Below are 20,805 nucleotides of genomic sequence, written 5' to 3' on the forward strand. Positions count from 1 at the left end.
CCGACCGGGGCTGAGAAGCGCCCCGGTGCGGGTCAAGGGCGCAAGCCGTTGGGTGAATATGAGAGAGAACATAAAAAGACACAAAGTCACGCTCATTTTCTCATGTAGCCTTGTTTTGATCGCTCTGATGGATACTAAGGCGTATCTTCTGAACGGAAGTATCATCTATCGGAATTGGGCGAATCCTGAAGGTACAGGCTTGGTCATCAGCGGTTGGCAAGCACTAGGAGTCCTGGTCGGAGAGGCAGCTATTGGAGCCTATGGGCTGATTCTGGTTATTAAAACCCATGTCGATAAAGGTAAATGCCACGAGGAAGAGCAGTAGAAATAATGACACCTAACCAGGCCGTTGGAAGAGAGTGAAGTAAGGACATGAAGTATTTTAAGAAGAGCAACAATGTGGATTAAAAAGACGGCTGGAGAAATCCAGAAGGCAAAGCAGGTAAGGAACACAAAGAGGTTCATTTCCGGCTTCTTGCTAGCAGCGTTTCTTCAAGCCATTGGCTGGGACAAATACCAGCGTCCCTTCCATCCTGTTTTTCCTTTCTGGGGGATTCCGCTTGTTATCTGCATAATTATGGGAGTGCTTTTCACAGTGTTTCGAAATATGGACCCTGAGCACAGGGTAGTGATTTGTCCGACCTGTGGAAAATCAAAAAATGCTGACGGCAACATCTCATGTTCTTGTGGAGGGAATTTTATTCCAATGGATCACGTCACGTGGGTGCCGGATAAATGAAGGAGTTGCAGGGTTGCGAAGAAGCTAATAGGGGGCGGCCGACCGACATAGGGCACAGACAGAGCGAAGCCCCAACTTTCGGCTAGACCAGACCGCCCCCAGAACCTGGCGGACTTGTCAGCCTCATGCTGTTGAACACGAAGCTGACAAGATGATCGCAGATAGTCAATGCAGCCCAGGAAAAAACATATGAAAGAGAGCTTATGAAGTACGAATGGGAGGAGCGCTATGACTTGGACATGCCCAGCGTGCGGTAGTAATAACGAGGGAGACATAGTTCGATGCACATGTGGGGCTGAGGACACACCACCTGTTATCAAATCTGTCACCAAGACGGAAGCTGAAATTGCAGGAGAAAAGGCGCAAGCTGCAAAAGAGGCAGGAGCAAAATTCTTTCAAATAGTGATGCCCTTAAGTACTACCCGTGGTGGGGTAGTGCCAATGATGGGGGTATTTACTACAAGCGAAACAGCGGATCACGCATCTATATTAGAAGCAGTCGAAGAACATGGCTGGCACCTTGAGCATGTTAATTATGTCTTCAAAATGACCGAAATCGTGAGTCGTGACAAACTCCTTTCCAGTGGGCAACAGGAAGCTGTCTCGGGTGAGGTGCTTGGAATTTATATTTTTCGTATGAATGTGCAACCAACGCCACCGGCCCAATAACCAGCCGGCTTTGGAATCTATAAAACACCATCAGAACGAGGGGGGGGAAATGAGGATTGTTTTATGTTTGATGATATTGCTTGTGGCAACGGTTGTACAGGCTCAAGTGATAGGTAGTTGGAAAGATGATGGCCCTGAGGGTATCGGTACTGATATTACCATATACAAGTCCAGTGGTGCCTATCATCTGAAACAGGTTTTCCGAGACGGAAGCAGAAGTGACAAAAAGGTCAAAAAAGTTGGATCGAAATATATTCAGTACGGATCACAAGACTATTATGTTATTGACAGAGACGGGACATTGAAATGTTATGACAAGCAAGGGTTAGTTTTTGAAGCAAGATCAGTTAATCTACCAAAAGTTACAGAACAAAACACCTCTGGCGGCCAATCTTGTTATCAATTGGGAGTCAAGTATGGACGTTGTGCAACACTCTCAATGAAAGGTAAAGCTTGTAATCCAAGCGATGACATAGTTATTCCTACACGTTGCCGTGGTAATGCAGACACACAGCGTGGAATTGAAGCTGGGGCTAGGTCAGTTTATTGAAGTTGGATTATTTGGACCATCACGTCACACCACATGAATGTTCCAACGAGGCCAGTAGACCCGGTCGAGACAAGGCCGCGCCGGGTCTCCGCCCGACCGTTGGCAGAGATGACAACCGTCCGTGTTGGGTCGGACCACGGCAAGTATTTGAATTTTTGAGGATTTGCGTGTGAATTGCCCTGCATATCGGCCTTAGAAGTACATTTTTACCCCCGAAAACGAGCCTCTAAGCATGGCACGAGCGAACCGTCATTACATTCCCGGGCAGGTATGGCACATCACGCATCGGTGCCATAAAAAGGAGTTCCTGCTGAAATTCGCCAAAGACAGGCGCCGGTGGCAGTCCTGGCTCTTCGAGGCGAAGAAACGCTTCGGCCTGCGAGTCCTCAATTATGCAGTCACGTCCAATCACATCCATCTGCTGGTGATAGACAGCGCGCCGGAAGTCATTCCCAACAGCATCCAGCTTATTGCCGGAAGAACTGCCCAGGAGTTCAACCAACGCAAGGAACGCAAAGGCGCATTCTGGGAGGATCGTTATCATGCAACGGCGGTAGAACGGAACGAGCACCTTATTCGCTGCCTCGTCTACATCGATCTGAACATGGTCCGTGCAGGAGTCGTGAAGCATCCATCCGAATGGGAAAACGGCGGTTACAACGAAATCCAGAACCCGCGTGAGCGCTATAGCGTGATTGATCAGCAGGGGCTGCGGGAGTTCTGCGGCATCCCTGATTCCGAGCAGGTTGCAGATCACCACCGCAAGTGGGTCGAGGACGCACTGGTAAGTGGTCGGCCTCAACGGGAGAGTCTCTGGAGCGAGAGCATCGCTGTCGGCAGCAGCGGATATGTGGAGGAGATAAAGGCTCGTCTGGGAATAAGGGCGGTAGGGAGAATGATACAAGAGGATACAAGTGAAGTATGTTTCCTGCGAGAAGAGCCAGCGCCTTACAATGCCGATTTCACCCCCGAAAATGCGCTTCTAAGACCTGAAAATAGCTTCTATTGGCAGGAATTCTGAATCAATTCAGCATTTTGATTTGGTCCGACCCCGGGATCCGGGATCCTCAAGCACCATCAGAGAACGGCATAAGAAAGTCAGGCACACACTGGATCGGTGAAGATGGCCAACTTAGGCGGCCAGGTGGCTTCTTTCTTGACAAATACCTGAAGCGGGTAGGTTACAGCGTTAACCCGGAGATTAAAATATTTGCCAGACCATACACAACAAATGTTCTCCATTGCTGGACCGGACGGCGGAACGGGAGAAGAGACCGCCAACCTACCGCTGCTGAACTACAAAATTGTAAGCCATGGTGGCACAAAGAAATTGAATTCATCAGACCAAGGGTGGTTATCCTCCTTGGAAAGCCAGCAGCTGAATCTTTCAGCGCAGTCTGTGGAGACGATAGACCATTCAAGGATCTAATAGTAGCCCAAGGGGAATGGATGCAGTTTGGCGACACCAGCATAAAACGTTACGTCCTTCCCCATCCGACGGCGCCTTATCCTGAAAAATCTGCAATCTACAGTACTGTTTTCAAGCTTGTATCTGTCGACTTGAAGTAGACAAGCTCAACCCGCGACGGCACACGGTCTTCGCTACGCTACGCGGGTGCGCCTTGAGACGTTGGCAAACTGAGGAAAATGAAAAATAATAGAACCCTTATCTGTTGGCTAGTAGTAGTGTGCGCCTCCTTGTGGGCAGAAGGGGGTCACGCTTCTGAGCCTGGCGGAACTTTTCTCATACTATTCTTTGCTGGACTGATCTTTGCGCCAATAATTCAGCTGTTCATCTACCCCATTCTAGTCATATCTGATGCGAAACCATGGACAATAATTGTTGTAGGCGCTGTCTCATTGGCATGGGGAGCTTTTGCAGGTGTCTCCTTGGTAGGATACATAGGCGGAACTTATTTTTGCCTAACGCTATTGTTATTCTTGGCCTCATACCTTAAGAAAACAGCGAAGATAGAGAAAATGAAAGCTGAATCAAATCAAAATAAGAGCTTATCTGACAAAGAAGTGTAGGCGTGAAGCTCGACGCTGTATATCTAAAAATGAAAGCTGATATGTTGCCAACTCGCGGCTAGACCAGACCGCCCGGAAGAACTGGGCGGGCTGGTCAGCCTTTCGGCCGTTGGCCTACAGAAGGAGAATTATTATGGCAGATCACATAAATTACTCATCAGATGCGCCAATATCTACGCCAGATAAGGATAGATTCTCACGATGGCCCTTTTCCAAGCGAATATCGGAGGTCATTGCTAACAGGACTGATCCAAGTAGCATCGTTATCGGACTTTATGGGGCTTGGGGTGATGGAAAAACTACAGTATTGAACTTCATTGAAGAAGCATTAAAAACTGAATCAAATGTTATATGTATCAGATTTAATCCTTGGCGATATGGCACAGAAGAACAATTACTTGAAGGATTTTTTCATAACATTGCAGATGCTCTTGATACAAAGCTGATAACTTCTGGAGAAAAGTTAAAAGACATTGTCAAAAAGGTTGCGCCGGCAGCTGCCGGCGCATTTGGGCAAAAAGGTGTTGGTGATGGTGTAGCTCAATTTATGACTGGTCCGTCCTTAAGCGAATTAAGGTCTAGAATAGAAACCGCATTGGAAGAAGCAAAAAAGAGAGTTGTGATATTAGCTGATGACATCGACCGGCTGGAAAAAGAAGAAATTCATGCAACGTTCAGGCTAGTAAAGCTGACCGCAGACTTTAAATATACTTCCTACATACTGGCGTTTGACGAACAAGTGGTTTCATCTGCATTGCAAGATAGATATGGTGCAGGGGCTGAGAATGCAGGTAAAGCGTTCCTAGAAAAGATTATTCAGGTGCCACTAAACTTACCTTCTGTGGATCGGAAAGTATTAAGAGGATTTTGTTTTGAAGGTGTAGACAATGCGCTCGCTATAGCTGAAATCAAGCTAACAGATCAGCAGGTTCAGGAATTTGTCAGAGATTTCACACTCGCTTTTGATAAAAGGCTAAAAACTCCGAGAATCGCTAGGATGTATGGCAACATCTTAATGTTCTCATTGCCAATTCTTAAAGGAGAAACAAATCCGGTAGATGTCATGTTAATAGAAGGTGTGAGAGTGTTTTTCCCTAAACTTTACGAGGTCATAAAAAAAGATGCGGGGATGTTCACCGGTAGCGTAAGGGACTCTTATGGTAACCGAGATAAAGAGAAATCACACACTATTTCTACCATTGAAAAAGCAATAAACTCATCGGACCCAGAAGAGGTAGACGGAATATTAAGTTTATTAAAATCAATCTTTCCAAAACTTGAAGCAGTGTACGGAAACACACACTATGGAAGTGATTGGGAAAAAAGCTGGTCGGAGGCTCAGAGGATATGCTCTTCGGCATATTTCCAAAGATATTTCACTTATGCTATTCCTGAGGACGATATCCCAGACCAGACAATACAACTTCTTATCGAAGTTTCATCAAAGGAAGATCTCGCTGAAACCGCTAAACTACTAGACGAATTATTGACAACTCAAAATGCAGATCGGCTCATAAGAAAACTACGCTCACGCGCCAAATCACTATCACGAGAGTCATCGATGACATTGGCAGGAGTTCTTCTGCTCTATTCTGGTAGATGTCCTAACCCAGAAAACTTATTCAACTTCAACAATCCATTTGCTCAAGCGGCAATGCTTGTTAGTGACCTAATTCAAAACATTTCAGAAAAAAGTGAAAAAATATCTTTTTCTCAGCTTTGTATTAAAAATGCGCCAGACCTTGAATTCTCTGTCGAGATTTGCCGATGGCTACGAGTAAAAGATAAAGATCGGCCTGAAATTGACGGCTTTACAGAAGACGAAATAAATGCAATTGGGACTATCTTAGCCGAGCGTATTAAATCAGCTTTAGAAGGTGATGTAGATATCACTACAGACTACCCTAAAACATGTGGCAATTTGTTGTATCAGATCAAAAAATACATTGGTAAATCAGGCGTAGAAGACTATCTTGTCAGCTTTTTCAAAACTCGCAAACAGTCTGTTTTCAGGTTTTTAGACACATTCGTTCCTACCGCATGGGGAGTGGAATCTGGAATATCGCATAAATCTGACCTAGAAAGAGAACAGTACAATGCCATAGTTGGTCTAGTTGATCCTGAAATCATCCTCTCCGCAATAACACAGGAAATTGGCCAACTGCCTGCCGTTGCAAAAGAATATCCAAGAGACGATAACGATAGAAACCTATTGCTTACCAACCAATTTCTTTGGCTGCACAACTATGTCCTTCAGGAACAGGCTAAATCAGAGGAGGGCAAAGGCCAACAAGCGGCGGCAGACGGACAAGCCGCTGCGCCTTGAGACGTTATGCAGAAGAAAGAAGACGAGAGTGATACATGAAATTTGAGGAAAAATTCATTGCCTTCGTTGATGTACTTGGCTTCAAGAGCATGGTCGAAGCGTCAGAAGCTGGAACTGGCATGACATTGCCAGAAATCGTCGAATGCCTTTCAAAGCTGGGGACACGAGAGGATGAGGATAAAATCCTCCGTCGTGGAGCAACGATCTGCCCAGGAAGTATGTGCATCGAAAAGAACCTCAATTTCAGAATTACCCAAATTTCAGACTGCGTTATTGTTTCATCAGAAGTTTCACCTGCTGGACTTATTAACCTTGTAAGCCACTGCTGGGGCGCTGTTATCGAGTTGCTCGTACGTGGGATTATGTGCCGCGGGTATATCACAAGGGGGGCAATATATCACCAAGACGGCCAGGTTATCGGAAGTGGCTATCAGAGGGCATACGCCCGTGAGGCTGGCGTATGTGCTTTTAAGCTTGAAGCAGACGAGCGCGGAACTCCATTTGTTGAAATTGATGAAGAGGTGTGCCGTTTTGTAGATGAAGAAACAGACTCATGTGTTAAGGAAATGTTCTCACGAATGGTAAAAACAGAAGACGGGACAACTGCTTTGTTTCCCTTCAAACGGCTTTCACATTCATTTATTATTGCCGGATTCGGCAGAACGTTCGATGCTGAAAAAGAAAAAGAAGCAAATAACAATGTCAGGAAGCAATTATTGGCCTTAAAGGAAAGGGTCATGTACTACGTAGACCATACTAATACTAGAGCGGTAGCGAAGGCGAAGCACTATCTGCGTGCCCTTGACGAACAACTCACTGTTTGTGACATGACTGATGATATGATAAGCAAACTCTGTGCTCCACTGCCATTGAGGCGATTATAGAGAGCGCTGATGCATAACACTCGGGTGCTGCCGGCAAGCGGCAGACCCTCAAGCCGTTGGGCAAGGAACATTAAGAACAAAGGAAGAAGATATGGCTGATACTATTGAGAAGTACACCGAGAAAATGAAAAACATCTGCAAACAGCTACTTTCTCTCGACACTGATCTTGTGGAGGCGCTGATGCATGGTGACCCATTTGATAAGCTGATTAGGAACATGAGCACAAGAAATTCCGAAGGCGAAATTTTTTACAACCACAAAAGAATGTTAAACCACTATCCAAGATCAAGTAGAGCCAATGATATTGTTAATAACAATTCTTTGACAGATAATGAGAAAATAAAACTATTATATCTTGAGCATGACTTTCCATTAGGCCTTATAAAGTCAGAGCTGAAACAAGGCTTAAAAAAGAAGAGCAATGATGAATTGTTTGAAATTGTCGAAAAATCTTTGGCAGTCACTTTAGTTACAAAAGAAGAGAGGCGTGAAATTGACTCTAAGTATAAATCAACAATGCCAGAAAACGGTCAGAATCGTTATGAGGCAACCAATATTACATTGATGACAAAGGGTTTGTAGCAGGCAAGCTGTTGCGGTGAATGTGGAAATGGGTTGGGTCCGTGTTGGGTCGGACCACGGCAAGTATTTGAAATTTTGAGGGTATGCCTGTGAATTGACCCTGTATATCGGCCTTAGAAGTACATTTTTACCCCCGAAAACGAGCCTCTAAGCATGGCACGAGCGAACCGTCATTACATTCCCGGGCAGGTATGGCACATCACGCATCGGTGCCATAAAAAGGAGTTCCTGCTGAAATTTGCCAAAGACAGGCGCCGGTGGCAGTCCTGGCTCTTCGAGGCGAAGAAACGCTTCGGCCTGCGAGTCCTCAATTATGCAGTCACGTCCAATCACATCCATCTGCTGGTGATAGACAGCGCGCCGGAAGTCATTCCCAACAGCATCCAGCTTATTGCCGGAAGAACTGCCCAGGAGTTCAACCAACGCAAGGAACGCAAAGGCGCATTCTGGGAGGATCGTTATCATGCAACGGCGGTAGAACGGAACGAGCACCTTATTCGCTGCCTCGTCTACATCGATCTGAACATGGTCCGTGCAGGAGTCGTGAAGCATCCATCCGAATGGGAAAACGGCGGTTACAACTAAATCCAGAACCCGCGTGAGCGCTATAGCGTGATTGATCAGCAGGGGCTGCGGGAGTTCTGCGGCATCCCTGATTCCGAGCAGGTTGCAGATCACCACCGCAAGTGGGTCGAGGACGCACTGGTAAGTGGTCGGCCTCAACGGGAGAGTCTCTGGAGCGAGAGCATCGCTGTCGGCAGCAGCGGATATGTGGAGGAGATAAAGGCTCGTCTGGGAATAAGGGCGGTAGGGAGAATGATACAAGAGGATACAAGTGAAGTATGTTTCCTGCGAGAAGAGCCAGCGCCTTACAATGCCGATTTCACCCCCGAAAATGCGCTTCTAAGACCTGAAAATAGCTTCTATTGGCAGGAATTCTGAATCAATTCAGCATTTTGATTTGGTCCGACCCTGGGATCTATCCAGATGGCGACGGAATGGGCGAAAAGACATCAATTACCAAAAAGAGAAATTCTGGAATGCTCTCTTATTACTTCGAAATGACCATCAAGGGAAAAAAGTTGGGCACCTGCTTCGATTGCTGCCACAGCAATATAACAATCAGCCAGACCGACAGTTATTCCTTTCCGGCGCAAGGTGTAGGCCATCTGGCCGGCTTTCTCCCATAACGAGGGCGATTCAGGAAGAAATTGAAAGACATGAACAAAATCCCTGATGACCGATAGCTCTCGCTCGGACTTGGCTCCTTGCATTAACTCTCCGAGGATCAGTCCAATACAGCAGACACTATCCGAGTCAAGGAGATCAACAACGGCACCATGAACAGGTTGCTGTTTTCTGAAAAAATCGATCCAGACAGAGGTGTCGATGAGAACCTTAGCCAAGACGGTTGTCTCCGTGTCGTAGCTTGTCTGCTTCGACGACAAACTCCAGCTTACCAGCTAAGGATTTGATCCGTTCCAGTTTTCGCAGCCTGATTTCGTCTCTTATAGCGGTAATTACGGCTTCGGTTTTGCTGCGTGCATTAACAAGAGACATCAGTTCGGTCAGAAGATCTTGTGGAAGCGTTATGGTAGTTCGCGCCATGACATTTCTCCATGAATATAATGCATGAAATTTTGTACCATTATTGTGCTACATTGTAAACATATTTTGCGGCTCTCGCGGCAATGGGGTTGCTTTTTTATCGTTCAAATGTGCGGACTGCAGAGCACAGGATAGGTACGTGATCAAGCTTGCCCAATAAGGCACACCAGCCGACGCCAGAAAGCGGTGCGGCTGAGCTTGGTCGTTGTCAGCATGAAGAAGATGACCAAACGTGTAAATTAGCGATGCGGTTATTTGCTGGCAAGAAACCCTGCCACCTCTTTTTTGAAGCCTCAGCCCCATCAGTACACTCACCATGCCAGGAATAATTGCAGGACGTGATGTAGACCTCATTCAGTTCCGCCTCAAGACCGCAACCCAACGGTCGAAGAGTAATAACGTGGCCAGGCGGATTGCAACTCTCGGAAACCTTGCCGCAATCCTTGCCACTTGGAAATCTGACGCGCAAATCCACTGGTTTACAATACCACATGATATTCGAGCCGCAGCCGGCACGTTGTGGTACTGACATAGACATTTGACGGAGACCATGAAAGTATCGTCTGCTATTATCATTGCGCTGGTTCTCCTTGGAACACCGGGTGGTGCGAAAGATTCCCGGGACGAAGTCTTTGTTTTCAAAGCTTCACGAGGAGACATAGCATTCAATCACACCGCCCATCAGAAGTGGCTCGCTCCCCAAGGGTGCAGACCCTGTCACAAGACGGAAAAGCCGTCATTGTACAAGCCGGAGAAATCCTTCGATCCAGTCATAGCCCATTACTTCTGCAAGGGTTGCCATCGTGAAAAAGGCCGGGGTCCGATGGAATGTCATCAATGTCACAAGCGGAACAAGTAAGTATCGAGTACAAATAAAGAGAGTATGAGATGGGCCGAGCCTATATAGTCTGTGGGAGCCCTGGAGCCGGTAAGACTGTCTATGGGAAGAAGCTGGCGGAGCGGCTGGGCGCGGCCTTTCTGGACATTGACGTCTCAACCGAAGGATTGGTGCGATTGGCGCTGGAACTGGCTGGACGAGACCCTGCCGACAGGGACAGTACCTTCTTCAAGGAGCACTTTCGCGAGCCGATCTACGAGCAGTTGTTCGATATAGCCTGCGACAACCTGCGGCACATCGATGTGGTCATTGCCGGACCGTTTACCAGGGAGCTCAGAAATCCCGACTGGTGCGAAAGGCTGGCGGTACGCCTGGGGGCTCCCGTGGAGATTCACTACATTTCCTGCCCCCCTGAAATCCGGATGAAACGGATGCGCAGGCGCGGGAACGATCGGGACGAAGCTAAGCTCCGCAATTGGAAAAAATACGTTCGGTACTACGACGAAACACCACCCCTCTGCCCGCATGTTCTTGTCGATAATTCCGAGGATAGTGAAGGCGATCCGGACGTTTGACACAAAAGGGCAGCCGTTGCGGCTGCCCTTTCTAGTGCTACTGCATTTTTTCTGTGCCTAGAACTGAATCTGGCACTTCTGCGCCGTCCCCTCGGTCTTGAACCAGAGAAGCACCTTCTTCGACCGGGCGCACCAGTCCTTGATGTCCTTCTCGAAGGTGGAGCAGTCTGCCATGACTTCCAGCACGTCTCCAGGCTTCATTTTGGTCGCCATGACCGTTACCTTGAGAGTCGGTTGGGGGCATTTGAGCCCCTTTGCATCAAGTATCGTTACCGCCATGATGATGCCTCCTTTCGTGACTCGTTCCGAAGAACCAGCGGGCCGAGTTGCCGCACCGATTCAACCATTTCCCCTATGACCCGCACGAATTTCTCTCCTTCGCCTGCAGATACGTAGTCCATCCGGAAGCGTTCCTCTTCGATGCCGAACTGGCCGAGGAGCTGTTTCATGATGACGCTTCGCTGGGCGGCACGGTAGTTTCCCTCCTTGTAGTGGCAGTCTCCCGGGTGGCATGCGAGGATGATAACCCCGTCGGCGCCATTCTCAAAAGAACGGAGGATGAACTCCGGTTCGACCCGGCCGCTGCACATGACCCGGATGACATTGACGTTGGGCGGATAGGGGGTCTGGGCGGACCCCGCCTTGTCGGCTCCCGCATAGGAGCACCAGTTGCAGAGAAACCCGATTATTTTCGGCTCGAACGTTGCCGTTGCCTCAGTGCTCATCCAAGGACCCCCTGTATTTCTTCGATGATCTGCTTGTTTGTGAAATGGTTGCCGGTAATGGCCCCGGCGGGGCAGGCGGCGACGCAGGTGCCGCAGCCGTGGCAGAGGACGGCATTTACCGTCGAGACCTCCTTCTCAGCATCGAAGGATACTGCCTTGTAAGGGCAGACCGTGAGGCAGACCTTGCAGCCGGCGCATCTCTCTTCGTCTATTTCGGCATTGATCGGCTCGATCTCAAGTTTCCTCCCCTCGGCGAGGTCGGAGAGAACGTGGCCGGTGGCCGCCATTCCCTGGAGTGCCGCTTTCTGTATATCCATCGGCGCCTGGCATGACCCCGCCAGGTATACCCCCTTTATCTTGCTCCTGGCAGCGTCTATCCTTCCGTGAAGCTCCTCGAAGAAACCGAATCTGTCCAGGGTGACGTCAAGCAGCCTGCCCAGCTCAGCTGTGGCCGGACCCGGCACCACTGCAGGACAGAGCACCACCATGTCGGCTTCTACCCGGCTTTCTCCGGATATGACGACGGCGCCGCCTTTGTTTCCTGCCGTCACCGCCAGTTCGTCACCTGATTCGAATCGATGGAACGTGGCATTGGGGCTTTTGCGTGCATGGTGGTAGAGGGTGAAGGCGCTCTTGTCGGGAAGGGCGACCTCCCGGTAGAAGTGATGCACCCTTGCATCGGGAAGTTTGCCTCCGATGAGGTGGTTGAACTTGAAGGCATACTGGCAGCATATCCCTGAGCAGTATTCGCGGTGATCAGGGTCGAGGCTGCCGACGCAGTGGATGATAGCTACCGATCCGGGCACACTGCCATCCCTCCTAAGGATCTCGCCTCCAGTAGGCCCTGTGGAGGAGAGGAGCCGTTCGAACTCCAGACTCGTATAGACGTCGGGGAGGGTTCCGTAGCCCAGTGAGGGGATGGATGAGCAGTCGAGAAGGGATGCGCCGGTGGCGAGTATTATCCCGCCGACGTTCCGCTCGATGACTCGCTCCTGGTCGTCGTAGTTGATGACATCTTCACCCATAGGGCATGAATCCTTGCATGCGCGGCATTCTTCGCCACGGCTTCTGACGCAAGCCTCCATGTCGAGGAAAGGCGCATTGGGAAGAGCGCCCATGAAAGGAAAGTCTATGGCGCGCCGTTGGTTGAGACCGCAGTTGAAGGCGTTGGATGCCTCGCCGGGGCAGACGGCGATGCACTCGCCGCAGCCGATGCACTGGTGCTGGTCCACGTAGCGGGGGCGCTGGTGGATCGTGGCGATAAAGTTGCCGTAAAAGCCGGCTACGTCCACGAGTTCCGCCATGGTCAGGAGTTCTATGTTTTCCGCATGCTCCCCGTGAAGGATCTCCCCGAGTACCGGTTCCAGCATGCAGGGTCCGCATTCCATGTCCGGAAACAGCTCTTCGTAACGGACCGGCAGTCCGCCGATCACTGGCTCCTTCTCCACCAGCACCACCTTCCGCCCGGCTTCGGCGAGGGTCAGGGCCGCTTTGAGCCCCGCCGGTCCGGCGCCGACGATGAGGACGTCACGGGAGGCCTCCAGTTCCTTTTTCTCAAGGGGGACATGGTGGCGCACTCGGGCAACTGCACCGCTGATGGCCGCAACGGCTTTCGCTACGGCTTTCTCAGCCTCTTCGGTTACCCAGGCAACCTGCTCCCGGATGTTGACCATCTGCAAGAGGTACGGGTTCATCCCGGCTTTTGTCATGACCCGCATAAAGGTGCCTTCATGATCCCGGGGTGAGCAGGCGGCGACGACGATCCGGTCGGGGCGGTTTTCGGCGATGTCGGCCTCTAGAAATGCCTTCCCATCCTCGGAGCAGATGAAGTCCGCCGTCTTGAACCAGGCAACGTCAGGGAGGGCGGAAACAGCCTTGCCGACTTCCGCGGGGTCTATTTTTTCCGCTATGTTGGAGCCGCAGTTGCAGAAATATACCGCAATCTTCATGCTTTCCTCCTGTCACACTCGAGTACACCAAGGATCTCCCCCACCAGCAGCGGCACGGTGGCGGCAACGGATGGAGTCAGTTCCTCGCTGAATGTTTCGACTTCGCTGGCCTCAACTCCCCAGACCCTGATCTCCTCCGGGAGGTGAATCCCCGCCATTCGCCCCATCTGCAGCGCCGTCGCAAGGTCGGTATCGTGGGTGGATACGGTGTTCTTTGTGGTGACGAAACGCTCGATTTCAAATGGCAGGACCGTACCGGGGACATGCTCTCCGGTTATGATCGCATCGACCACATATGCCCTGTCGAATCCCGCCATCGCTTCCATGAGCCGTATGCCCCCTGTCCCGAGCTCGCACACCTCCACGTCGTTCCTCTCCCGCACTGCCGGCGCGATCTCCCTAACCACGTGAATGCCTACGCCGTCGTCGGTGAGGAGCGCGTTACCCATTCCGATGATGATGGAGCGCGTCCCCATCAGAACTCTCTCCGTATGACGCGCAAGGTTTTCCCCCGGCTGTCGCGGATGTTCAGGGTAAGCGGCATCTTTCCGGGAAGGGTGTGGGTCGCGCAGGAAAAACAGGGATCGTAGAGGCGGAATGCCATTTCGACTCTGTTGAGGATCCCCTCCTCAACCACTTTCCCGCAGGTGATCAGTTTTTCCGCAACGCGTTTGATCGACATGGCGATGGGTGCGTGGTTGTTGGTGGTGCCCACCAACAGGTTCACCTTTTTCAGCACCCCCTTCTCGTCGGTTGTGTAATGGTGGGTGAGGGTGCCGCGGGGGGCCTCGACAGACCCGATTCCGGAGCGGTTCGCACACCCGTCCTGCGGTATCGCACGAACCTCCGGCGAAAGAATTTCCGGGTCCCTGGCAAGCTCCAGCATGTGCTCGGCAGCGTAGAGAAGCTCGATGAGGCGGGCCCAGTGGGTGGCGAGCCGGTGGTGGATGGGCTGGTACCTGCCTTCGATCTTCTTGCAGCCGAAGGTCTCGTAGAGCCGCTCGTACTCCTCCTGTGCACGTGGTGTCGCCATACCGTCGGAGACGTTGAGGCGCGACAGGGGGGTGGCGCAGTAGATGCCGCTCTCCTTCCCGTCGACGAACCCTTTCCAGCCGATTTTTTTCAGATATGGGAATTTCAGGTAGCTCCAGGGTTCCACCCGTTCCGCTATCTGGTTCATGTAGTCGGATGCTGGATAGGTGACTAGTTCGCTCCCTTCCGGGTCCACGACCCTGATCATTCCGTCGTAGAAGTTTACCTTCCTGTTCGGGTCCACCGTTCCCATGGAATAGGTGCGGTGGAGGTAGATGTCGGAGGTGACGAGGTCGAGGAATGCAGGGTTCTTGAGGACGATGTCGTCGAAAGCCTTGAGGCTGAAAAGGGCGAAGTCGATGTTCTTGCGGGCGGCGGCTTCGATTTCACCCCGCTCCTCCTCGGTCAGCGGCTTGCTCCATCCTCCCGGCACTCCCGCCGTCGGATGGACCCCCCGCCCCCCTATCTTCCGGATGATGGCGTGATTTCTCGCCCGGCAGTCGATTACTTCCTTTGCGACATCGAGCCCCACCTTGCGCACCACGCCGAGTATGTTCCGCTCTGAGGGGGGAGCATCGGGACCGACTATGAAGTCGGGTCCTCCCAGGGCATAAAAATGGGTGGTGTGGTCGGTTACGTAGAAGGTCATGTAGAAGAGCTCGCGGATCTTCTTGGCGGCGGGGGGGGGATCGACGCCGAAGAGGTCATCCAGCGCCTTGGCGGACGCTAGATGATGAGCTTCCGGGCACACGCCGCAGATCCGGCTCGTAATGAGGGGCATTTCTTCGGGAAGCCTCCCCACGCAGAACTGCTCGAAGCCGCGAAGTTCCGGCACCTGGAAGTAGACGTTTTCCACGTTGCCCTGATCGTTCAGGAATATCTCGATCTTGCCGTGCCCTTCGAGCCGGGTTATCGGGTCTATCGTTATGCGCTGCATGGTGCCTCCCTTGATAACACTAAAGTCTTCATATCTGCCACGGAGACACAGAGACGCGGAGGAAATGCAGAACAGATCGAGAACCTGGTGAAGGTTCTCTGGGCCTCTGTGTCTCTGTGGCCTGTTTTAGTTTTTGTCTTTATTGGCGGCGCCCCGAAGGATCGACTCCGCAAGGCTGTATTTGTAGAAGGTCCCTGCATAGTCGGGGATTGAGGAGATGACACTCTCGATCCGGGAGTGGATTTCGGCTTCGGATACACCCTTGACTTCGCCTATGTCGATGATGGAGCCGAGAGCTCCCAGCATTTTCGCTCCCTGATCGCCGGCTCCTTCCGGGTTTCCGTAACAACCGGTGCATGGCGTATTAACCTGAGGGCAGAGGGCGCCGCAACCGTCGCGGGTAGCCACCCCCATGCAGAGAAGTCCCTGTTCCAGCAGGCACTTCTCCGGATCGGGAATTACCTCATAGCTGCGATAGAAGCGCCCTACCTTCTTCTCTTCTTTCGTACGGGAGCATTCGTCGCATACGGTGGAGCGGCCTCCCCCGATGACGCTTCCTGCCGGAGGGAGAGTCGCTCCGCTTACTATCAGTTCCACCACGTTCCAGATCTGCTGCGATTCCGGCGGGCAGCCGGGGATGTAGTAGTCTACGGGGACAGTCTGGGCAAGGGTTCTTACAGTGTCGTGAAATGCGGGAAGCGTCAGCGTCCCTTCCGCGACCTCGGTTTTTTCTCCGGGAGTGGTGGCGGTCGGGTTGTCGATGGTGGGGGAGTCGATGTAACTGCTGACGAAGTGGCTTGTGCGGGAATGGAGATTGGAGAGGGCCGGTATGCTTCCCCCCTTCGCGCACGAGCCGAAGGCGACGAGCACCTGGGACTTGCGGCGGAGCAGGTGGGCCATCTCCTCGTTCTCCCCCGTGCGGATGGCGCCGTTGAAGAGGGTGATGGCTATGCTTTTGTCCGGGAGGGCCTCAATGTCCTTTTTCTTGGTGTCCATGAGGCAGGGGCAGAACATGAAGTCGAAATGCGCATCGACATCGAGGATCTTTTCGTTGATGTTGACCAGTGAAATTTCGCAGCCGCCGCACGATGCTCCCCAGTACATCGCCAGCTTCGGTTTCTCCGCCATGCCGACCTCCGCTCCATCAGGATTTTCAAAACCTCCGCCGGAAGCGGAGGTAGTTCCAGGATGGGTAAAGATAATCGGGGCTTATGAGGAATACTTTAGAAATTTGTGTTGAATTACAGCGGGAGGGGCTCAGAGCCCAAGATCGTTGCGGATGTCGGCGAGGTATTTTCTGATGCCTGAGGAACTTTCCAGCGACAGGACATGGGCGGCTATGGCATGTGCCCTGTGCGAGTCGATCCCGCGGATAGCCTGCTTCACAACAGGGATGTAGGGAGCGGAAACGCTGAAATCGGTGATTCCCATGCCGAAGAGGATGACGGCATTGAGGGGATCGGCAGCCATCTCTCCACATATGGAGACCGGTTTGCCCGCACTTCTTCCCACTTCGGCCACCCGCTTGATGGAGTGTAGCACCGCGGGATGATACGGGTCATAGTACTGCTTCACCTTCGGATTGTTCCGGTCCGCGGCCAGGGTGTACTGGATGAGATCGTTGGTGCCGATGCTGAAGAAGTCGACTTCGCGTATGAGGATGTCCGCAATTTGTACAGCCGCAGGAACCTCGATCATGATGCCCAGAGGAATCTCGGGATTGAAGGTGTGACCGCTGCTGCGTAACTCGTCCTTCACCTCGGTAATGATTTTCTTGATGGCGGCGATTTCGTCGGTACCGGAAACCATGGGGAACATGAGCTTGACGTTTCCGTGGGGAGAAGCGAGAAAGACCCCTGCCAGCTGGTCGCGGAAAATATCGTCCCGTTCCAGCGACACGCGTATGGAGCGCCACCCCATGAAGGGGTTGTCCTCCTTTGGGTAGGCGAAGTAGGGGAGACCCTTGTCTCCTCCGATATCGAGGGTGCGGATGCTGACAGGGAGCGGGCCGAACCCTTCGACGATCTTCCGGTAAAGGCTGTACTGTTCGGTGCGGTCGGGGAATGCTTTTCTGGTCATGTACGGAAATTCGGTGCGGTACAGGCCTACGCCTTCCGCCCCGTTGGCAAGGGCCACCCGGATGTCGCTCAGCAGGCCGATGTTGGCATACAACCGGACCCTGGCCCCGTCCTTCGTCTCGGCCGGCAGGTCCCGCAGCCCTTCCAGTTCTTTCCGCTTGACGCCATAATCGTGCTGCAGGCGCTCGTATTCGACCTTTATGCGGCTGTCCGGATTTATGTAGAGATGCCCGGAGTTTCCATCGATGATAATGTCATCACGCAGGCTGATGGCATCAAGAAGTCCGTCGACTCCAAGTATCGCCGGAATGCCAAGCGACCTGGCCATGATCGCCGCATGGGAATTGAGATCTCCACGCTCGGTGACGATGCCGAGGATCTTGTCGTGGTCGAGGATCGCCATGTCTGAGGGGAGAATGTCGGAGGCGACGAGTACGCGCTTTTCACGCAGCCGCGTCCGTGTCTGGTCGTTGCCTTCGAGGCAGTCGATGATGCGCCGGCCGATGTCCTCGATGTCCGCAGAGCGCTCCTTCAGATACGGATCTTCCATCCGGGCGAAGGCTTCGACGTAGTAGTCCACCGACTCCCTCACTGCCCGCACCGCGCCGGAATCGCGGTCGATCAGCTCAAGTATCTTCCCGGTGAAGCCGCGGTCTTCCAGCATCATGAGATGGGTGTGGAATATGGCGGCATCTTCCTTGGAGATGAGCTGGGCGACCCGCTTTTCCATGTATAGCGTGTGGATCTTGGCTCGTTCCAGGGCAAGGAGAAAGCGCCGGCGCTCCTCCTGACGTGGGAGCACTTTCTCAAGTGTGCCGTCCCCCTGGCGGTCGGGGCGCTGGTTGAGGATGTAGACTTTCCCCTGGCAGAAACCGGGAGAAGCCGGGGAACCTGCGAGAGCCTGCGGCTGCCGCCCTCCCTTTCCTGCTCCGGGGCCGCCCGGGCCGTGATCTCCTGCCTTCATCCGCTCCAGTTCGTGCTGAAAGAAGGCGCGTTCCTCCTCTTTCTTGCGGATGGAATCAAGGAGCTTGGCGTTGATGACGATGCTGCTGAGCTGGCAGGCAATGGTGGAGAGGGTGCTGATTTCTTCCCTCGTGAAGACCCGCTGCTCCTTTGTTTGAACCACAATGACGCCGAGAGGTGTCTTGCGTTCGAAGAGAGGGATGCCCAGGAATGAATGGAACTTTTCCTCACGCGTTTCGCGGAAATATTTGTAACGGGGGTGGGCGGGGGCGTTATCTGTCGCCACTACTCCCTTCTGCTCGATGACCAGACCTGTGAGACCTTCCGAAGTCCTCATCGTGATCCGGTCAACGGAGCTTTTGAGGAGGCCGCGGGTCGCCTTCAGGCGCAGCGTTTCCCCATCATCCTCCAGAAGGTATATGGAACAGACGTCGGAACCCATCCGCTTTGCGACGAGGGTAACAATGTTTTCGAGGGTTTGCGGGAGGTCGTGGGAATGGAGAATGATGCCGCTGATATCCTCAAGGGTCCGCAGCCCGAGGTTTTCCTGAATTTCGTCAGCCATCGCGGCACCCTTGGAGGTAGCTGAGTTCGTCAGCAGCCCTGCTCCCGTCGTAGAATCGCACGCCCGGAGCGGGCAGCGCGGCAATCGGTATGCAGTATATTACAAGAGGTGGGAAATTGAAACCCGGGGTCTTAGGATTTTTTGATTATGCGGGTGGAAAAGCCCCTTTCTTTCTGATATAGTCTGGGCATTTTTCAGGATCGGGAGGCCCCATGAGCAGCACATTCGACGACCAACTAGCAAAAGGAATCTCTCAGCTCGAAGCGGGCGAGGTCGCGGAGGCGACAGCCCTGTTCAGGCGCTGCACGGAGATGGAGCCGGGGAATCCGGAAGGGCATTTCAACCTGGGGGATGCACTGGCAGCGGACGAGAAGCCGGAGGAAGCCATCGCCGCATACGAAAAGGGTCTTGCCATAGCTCCGGAAGATACCCAGGCGCTCACCGCCCTGGGGGATGTCTATTTCGAGCTGGGCCGCCACAAGGATGCACTGGCACGGTACCGTAAGGTCAGCGAGATCGACCCTAAAGATCCCGACAGCTATGTCAACATAGGCCTCGTCTACAATGCGATGGAACGGTCCGATGATGCCATCAAGGCCTACAATGCCGCTCTGGAACTGGACCCGAGCAATGTCTTTGCATACAATGCACTTGGGGATGCGCTTTATGGTCTGGGCAAACGGGACGAAGCCGTAGAGGCCTTCCGCAAGGGAATAGAGATCGATCCCAACGATGCGGCCGCTCACTTCAATCTGGGAGAGCTCTACTACGACCTGGGTGAATTCGAAAACGCCGAGAAGGAATGCCTGGAAGCGGTAAGGCTCGATCCACATTTCACGCTGGCTTACCTCACTCTCGGCAGCATCTGTATGGATGGCGAGCGGGTAAAGGATGCAATCAAGTATCTTCAGCTGTACCTCAAGATGGAAACGTCGCCCCAGGCCGCAGAAATGGTGGCCGAGGTAAAGGCTGTGCTCGAAGGTCTCAAGGCGGAAGCGGAGGGGTAGAGCACGAAAATTGAGAGGTACGTTTGCAACGGCGAATTTTGCGATAAAATAGACACTGTCGCCGCCGTTATGGAGGCGTCGCTTTCCGAGGCGGCTTTGATGCATCACATGAAGGAGGTAGACAATGGCTGAAAACAGGAATGGAAACACCGCTGTTCTGGGTGCGCTCATGCTAGTGGCCGGTGGCATCATCGGCGCAGGCGTCGCGCTGCTTTTCGCGCCGAAGACCGGGAAGGAGACACGTGAGGACCTCGGCCGGTACGCAACCAAAACGAGACGCAGAGCGGAGGAGGTCGTGGATGACCTTTCTTCCAGCATCTCGGAGATGGTGGACAAGGTCGGGGAAAAAGCGTCGGAACTGCTCGATTCGGGCAAGGATGCGGCCGGCACTGCCCGCGAGAGCCTTCTGAAGGCAATAGACGAAGGTCAGGAGAAACTGGAGAAACAGCGAAGCCGACTGGCCAAGCTGTTCAGCAAAGAGTAGAAAATAGGGGCGCCGATCGGCGCCCCTTCTCATTGGAGGATCCCACCTTTAGATGACGTGCGCGTTCACAACGTGTCACGGCATCCTTTCATGTAATTCCGATGAAATGACTGAAGGGAATGATAATGCCATGATCAGCGTCATGCCCAGGGGCACCTGTCGCCATTGCTGGTGAAGGAACTGCCGCCTCCGCTGAGATCTGGCAGGCATGGCTGCAGCCGTGAAAAAACGGTTGCAGCAGCACATTTCCCCGGTGCGGTAC

Annotated in this window: 23 protein-coding genes and 1 pseudogene; 15 read left to right on the plus strand and 9 right to left on the minus strand. The window is 52.5% G+C overall.

What is annotated here, in order from left to right; translation table 11 throughout:
• The first annotated feature begins 58 nt into the window (after positions 1 to 58).
• The 11 genes and pseudogenes from CFB04_RS17985 (at position 59) to CFB04_RS18480 (ending at position 8,724) form a co-directional block, all read left to right on the plus strand.
• The gene (locus CFB04_RS17985) at positions 59 to 325 is read left to right on the plus strand and encodes a hypothetical protein (protein ID WP_197692547.1); all 267 of its coding nucleotides are present in this window, start codon (positions 59 to 61) and stop codon (positions 323 to 325) included.
• Positions 326 to 397: 72 nt separating this feature from the next.
• Entirely contained in the window at positions 398 to 739 is a 342-nt protein-coding gene (locus tag CFB04_RS01580) for a hypothetical protein (protein ID WP_088533636.1), read from the plus strand.
• Between the two features lie 228 nt (positions 740 to 967).
• Positions 968 to 1,408 carry a hypothetical protein gene (locus CFB04_RS01585; protein ID WP_088533637.1) on the plus strand — a complete coding sequence of 147 codons (441 nt, stop codon included), beginning with the start codon at positions 968 to 970 and terminating at the stop codon, positions 1,406 to 1,408.
• A gap of 49 nt (positions 1,409 to 1,457) precedes the next feature.
• Positions 1,458 to 1,958: a hypothetical protein gene (locus CFB04_RS17745; protein WP_157698685.1), complete on the plus strand. Its 501-nt coding sequence runs from the start codon at positions 1,458 to 1,460 to the stop codon at positions 1,956 to 1,958.
• Positions 1,959 to 2,190: 232 nt separating this feature from the next.
• On the plus strand, positions 2,191 to 2,979 hold the full coding sequence (locus tag CFB04_RS01590) for a transposase (RefSeq protein ID WP_088533638.1): 789 nt from the start codon (positions 2,191 to 2,193) through the stop codon (positions 2,977 to 2,979).
• A complete protein-coding gene (locus CFB04_RS01595; RefSeq protein WP_088533639.1) occupies positions 2,964 to 3,527 on the plus strand; it encodes a uracil-DNA glycosylase family protein in 564 nt (187 codons plus the stop codon). Before CFB04_RS01590 ends, CFB04_RS01595 begins: the two co-directional genes overlap by 16 nt.
• A 78-nt stretch (positions 3,528 to 3,605) precedes the next feature.
• Complete coding sequence (locus CFB04_RS01600; RefSeq protein WP_088533640.1) at positions 3,606 to 3,989, plus strand: hypothetical protein; 384 nt, start codon at positions 3,606 to 3,608, stop codon at positions 3,987 to 3,989.
• 133 nt (positions 3,990 to 4,122) lie between these two features.
• Positions 4,123 to 6,315: a P-loop NTPase fold protein gene (locus CFB04_RS01605; RefSeq protein ID WP_088533641.1), complete on the plus strand. Its 2,193-nt coding sequence runs from the start codon at positions 4,123 to 4,125 to the stop codon at positions 6,313 to 6,315.
• Positions 6,316 to 6,350: 35 nt separating this feature from the next.
• Entirely contained in the window at positions 6,351 to 7,199 is an 849-nt protein-coding gene (locus CFB04_RS17990; RefSeq protein ID WP_172825418.1) for a hypothetical protein, read from the plus strand.
• 91 nt (positions 7,200 to 7,290) lie between these two features.
• Complete coding sequence (locus CFB04_RS01615; RefSeq protein ID WP_088533642.1) at positions 7,291 to 7,782, plus strand: hypothetical protein; 492 nt, start codon at positions 7,291 to 7,293, stop codon at positions 7,780 to 7,782.
• 153 nt (positions 7,783 to 7,935) lie between these two features.
• A pseudogene (locus CFB04_RS18480) lies at positions 7,936 to 8,724 on the plus strand (transposase).
• A gap of 71 nt (positions 8,725 to 8,795) precedes the next feature.
• On the opposite strand, the gene CFB04_RS01625 reads toward CFB04_RS18480, so the two are convergent.
• Positions 8,796 to 9,188: a PIN domain-containing protein gene (locus CFB04_RS01625; RefSeq protein WP_088533643.1), complete on the minus strand. Its 393-nt coding sequence runs from the start codon at positions 9,186 to 9,188 to the stop codon at positions 8,796 to 8,798.
• Entirely contained in the window at positions 9,181 to 9,390 is a 210-nt protein-coding gene (locus tag CFB04_RS01630; RefSeq protein WP_088533644.1) for a DUF2191 domain-containing protein, read from the minus strand. Before CFB04_RS01630 ends, CFB04_RS01625 begins: the two co-directional genes overlap by 8 nt.
• Before the next feature lie 550 nt (positions 9,391 to 9,940).
• Here CFB04_RS01630 and CFB04_RS01635 point away from each other — a divergent pair.
• Together CFB04_RS01635 and CFB04_RS01640 are read left to right on the plus strand one after the other, a co-directional pair.
• Complete coding sequence (locus CFB04_RS01635; RefSeq protein ID WP_088533645.1) at positions 9,941 to 10,249, plus strand: cytochrome c3 family protein; 309 nt, start codon at positions 9,941 to 9,943, stop codon at positions 10,247 to 10,249.
• Between the two features lie 29 nt (positions 10,250 to 10,278).
• Positions 10,279 to 10,803, plus strand: a complete 525-nt coding sequence (locus CFB04_RS01640; RefSeq protein WP_088533646.1) for an ATP-binding protein — start codon at positions 10,279 to 10,281, stop codon at positions 10,801 to 10,803.
• A gap of 57 nt (positions 10,804 to 10,860) precedes the next feature.
• Here CFB04_RS01640 and CFB04_RS01645 read toward each other — a convergent pair whose 3' ends face one another.
• From CFB04_RS01645 to ptsP, 7 genes are all read right to left on the minus strand, one after another.
• Entirely contained in the window at positions 10,861 to 11,082 is a 222-nt protein-coding gene (locus tag CFB04_RS01645; protein ID WP_088533647.1) for a sulfurtransferase TusA family protein, read from the minus strand.
• Positions 11,073 to 11,528: a hydrogenase iron-sulfur subunit gene (locus CFB04_RS01650; RefSeq protein WP_088533648.1), complete on the minus strand. Its 456-nt coding sequence runs from the start codon at positions 11,526 to 11,528 to the stop codon at positions 11,073 to 11,075. The genes CFB04_RS01645 and CFB04_RS01650 overlap by 10 nt, the downstream gene beginning before the upstream one ends.
• On the minus strand, positions 11,525 to 13,477 hold the full coding sequence (locus CFB04_RS01655) for a CoB--CoM heterodisulfide reductase iron-sulfur subunit A family protein (protein WP_088533649.1): 1,953 nt from the start codon (positions 13,475 to 13,477) through the stop codon (positions 11,525 to 11,527). The genes CFB04_RS01650 and CFB04_RS01655 overlap by 4 nt, the downstream gene beginning before the upstream one ends.
• Positions 13,474 to 13,953 (minus strand): hydrogenase maturation protease, encoded by a 480-nt coding sequence (locus CFB04_RS01660; RefSeq protein WP_088533650.1) that lies wholly within the window; start codon positions 13,951 to 13,953, stop codon positions 13,474 to 13,476. The genes CFB04_RS01655 and CFB04_RS01660 overlap by 4 nt, the downstream gene beginning before the upstream one ends.
• The gene (locus CFB04_RS01665; RefSeq protein WP_088533651.1) at positions 13,953 to 15,446 is read right to left on the minus strand and encodes a Ni/Fe hydrogenase subunit alpha; all 1,494 of its coding nucleotides are present in this window, start codon (positions 15,444 to 15,446) and stop codon (positions 13,953 to 13,955) included. Before CFB04_RS01665 ends, CFB04_RS01660 begins: the two co-directional genes overlap by 1 nt.
• 126 nt (positions 15,447 to 15,572) lie before the next feature.
• The gene (locus CFB04_RS01670; RefSeq protein ID WP_088533652.1) at positions 15,573 to 16,574 is read right to left on the minus strand and encodes an NADH:ubiquinone oxidoreductase; all 1,002 of its coding nucleotides are present in this window, start codon (positions 16,572 to 16,574) and stop codon (positions 15,573 to 15,575) included.
• A gap of 129 nt (positions 16,575 to 16,703) precedes the next feature.
• Positions 16,704 to 19,052, minus strand: coding sequence for a phosphoenolpyruvate--protein phosphotransferase (ptsP, locus tag CFB04_RS01675; protein ID WP_088533653.1), 2,349 nt, complete (start codon positions 19,050 to 19,052; stop codon positions 16,704 to 16,706).
• Between the two features lie 212 nt (positions 19,053 to 19,264).
• On the opposite strand from ptsP, the gene CFB04_RS01680 reads away from it, so the two are divergent.
• Both CFB04_RS01680 and CFB04_RS01685 read left to right on the plus strand, forming a co-directional pair.
• Positions 19,265 to 20,059 (plus strand): lipopolysaccharide assembly protein LapB, encoded by a 795-nt coding sequence (locus CFB04_RS01680; protein WP_088533654.1) that lies wholly within the window; start codon positions 19,265 to 19,267, stop codon positions 20,057 to 20,059.
• 124 nt (positions 20,060 to 20,183) lie between these two features.
• Positions 20,184 to 20,543, plus strand: coding sequence for a YtxH domain-containing protein (locus CFB04_RS01685; protein WP_088533655.1), 360 nt, complete (start codon positions 20,184 to 20,186; stop codon positions 20,541 to 20,543).
• Positions 20,544 to 20,805: the final 262 nt, after the last annotated feature.

This window comes from Geobacter sp. DSM 9736, from assembly GCF_900187405.1.
Taxonomy (GTDB): Bacteria; Desulfobacterota; Desulfuromonadia; order Geobacterales; family Geobacteraceae; genus DSM-9736.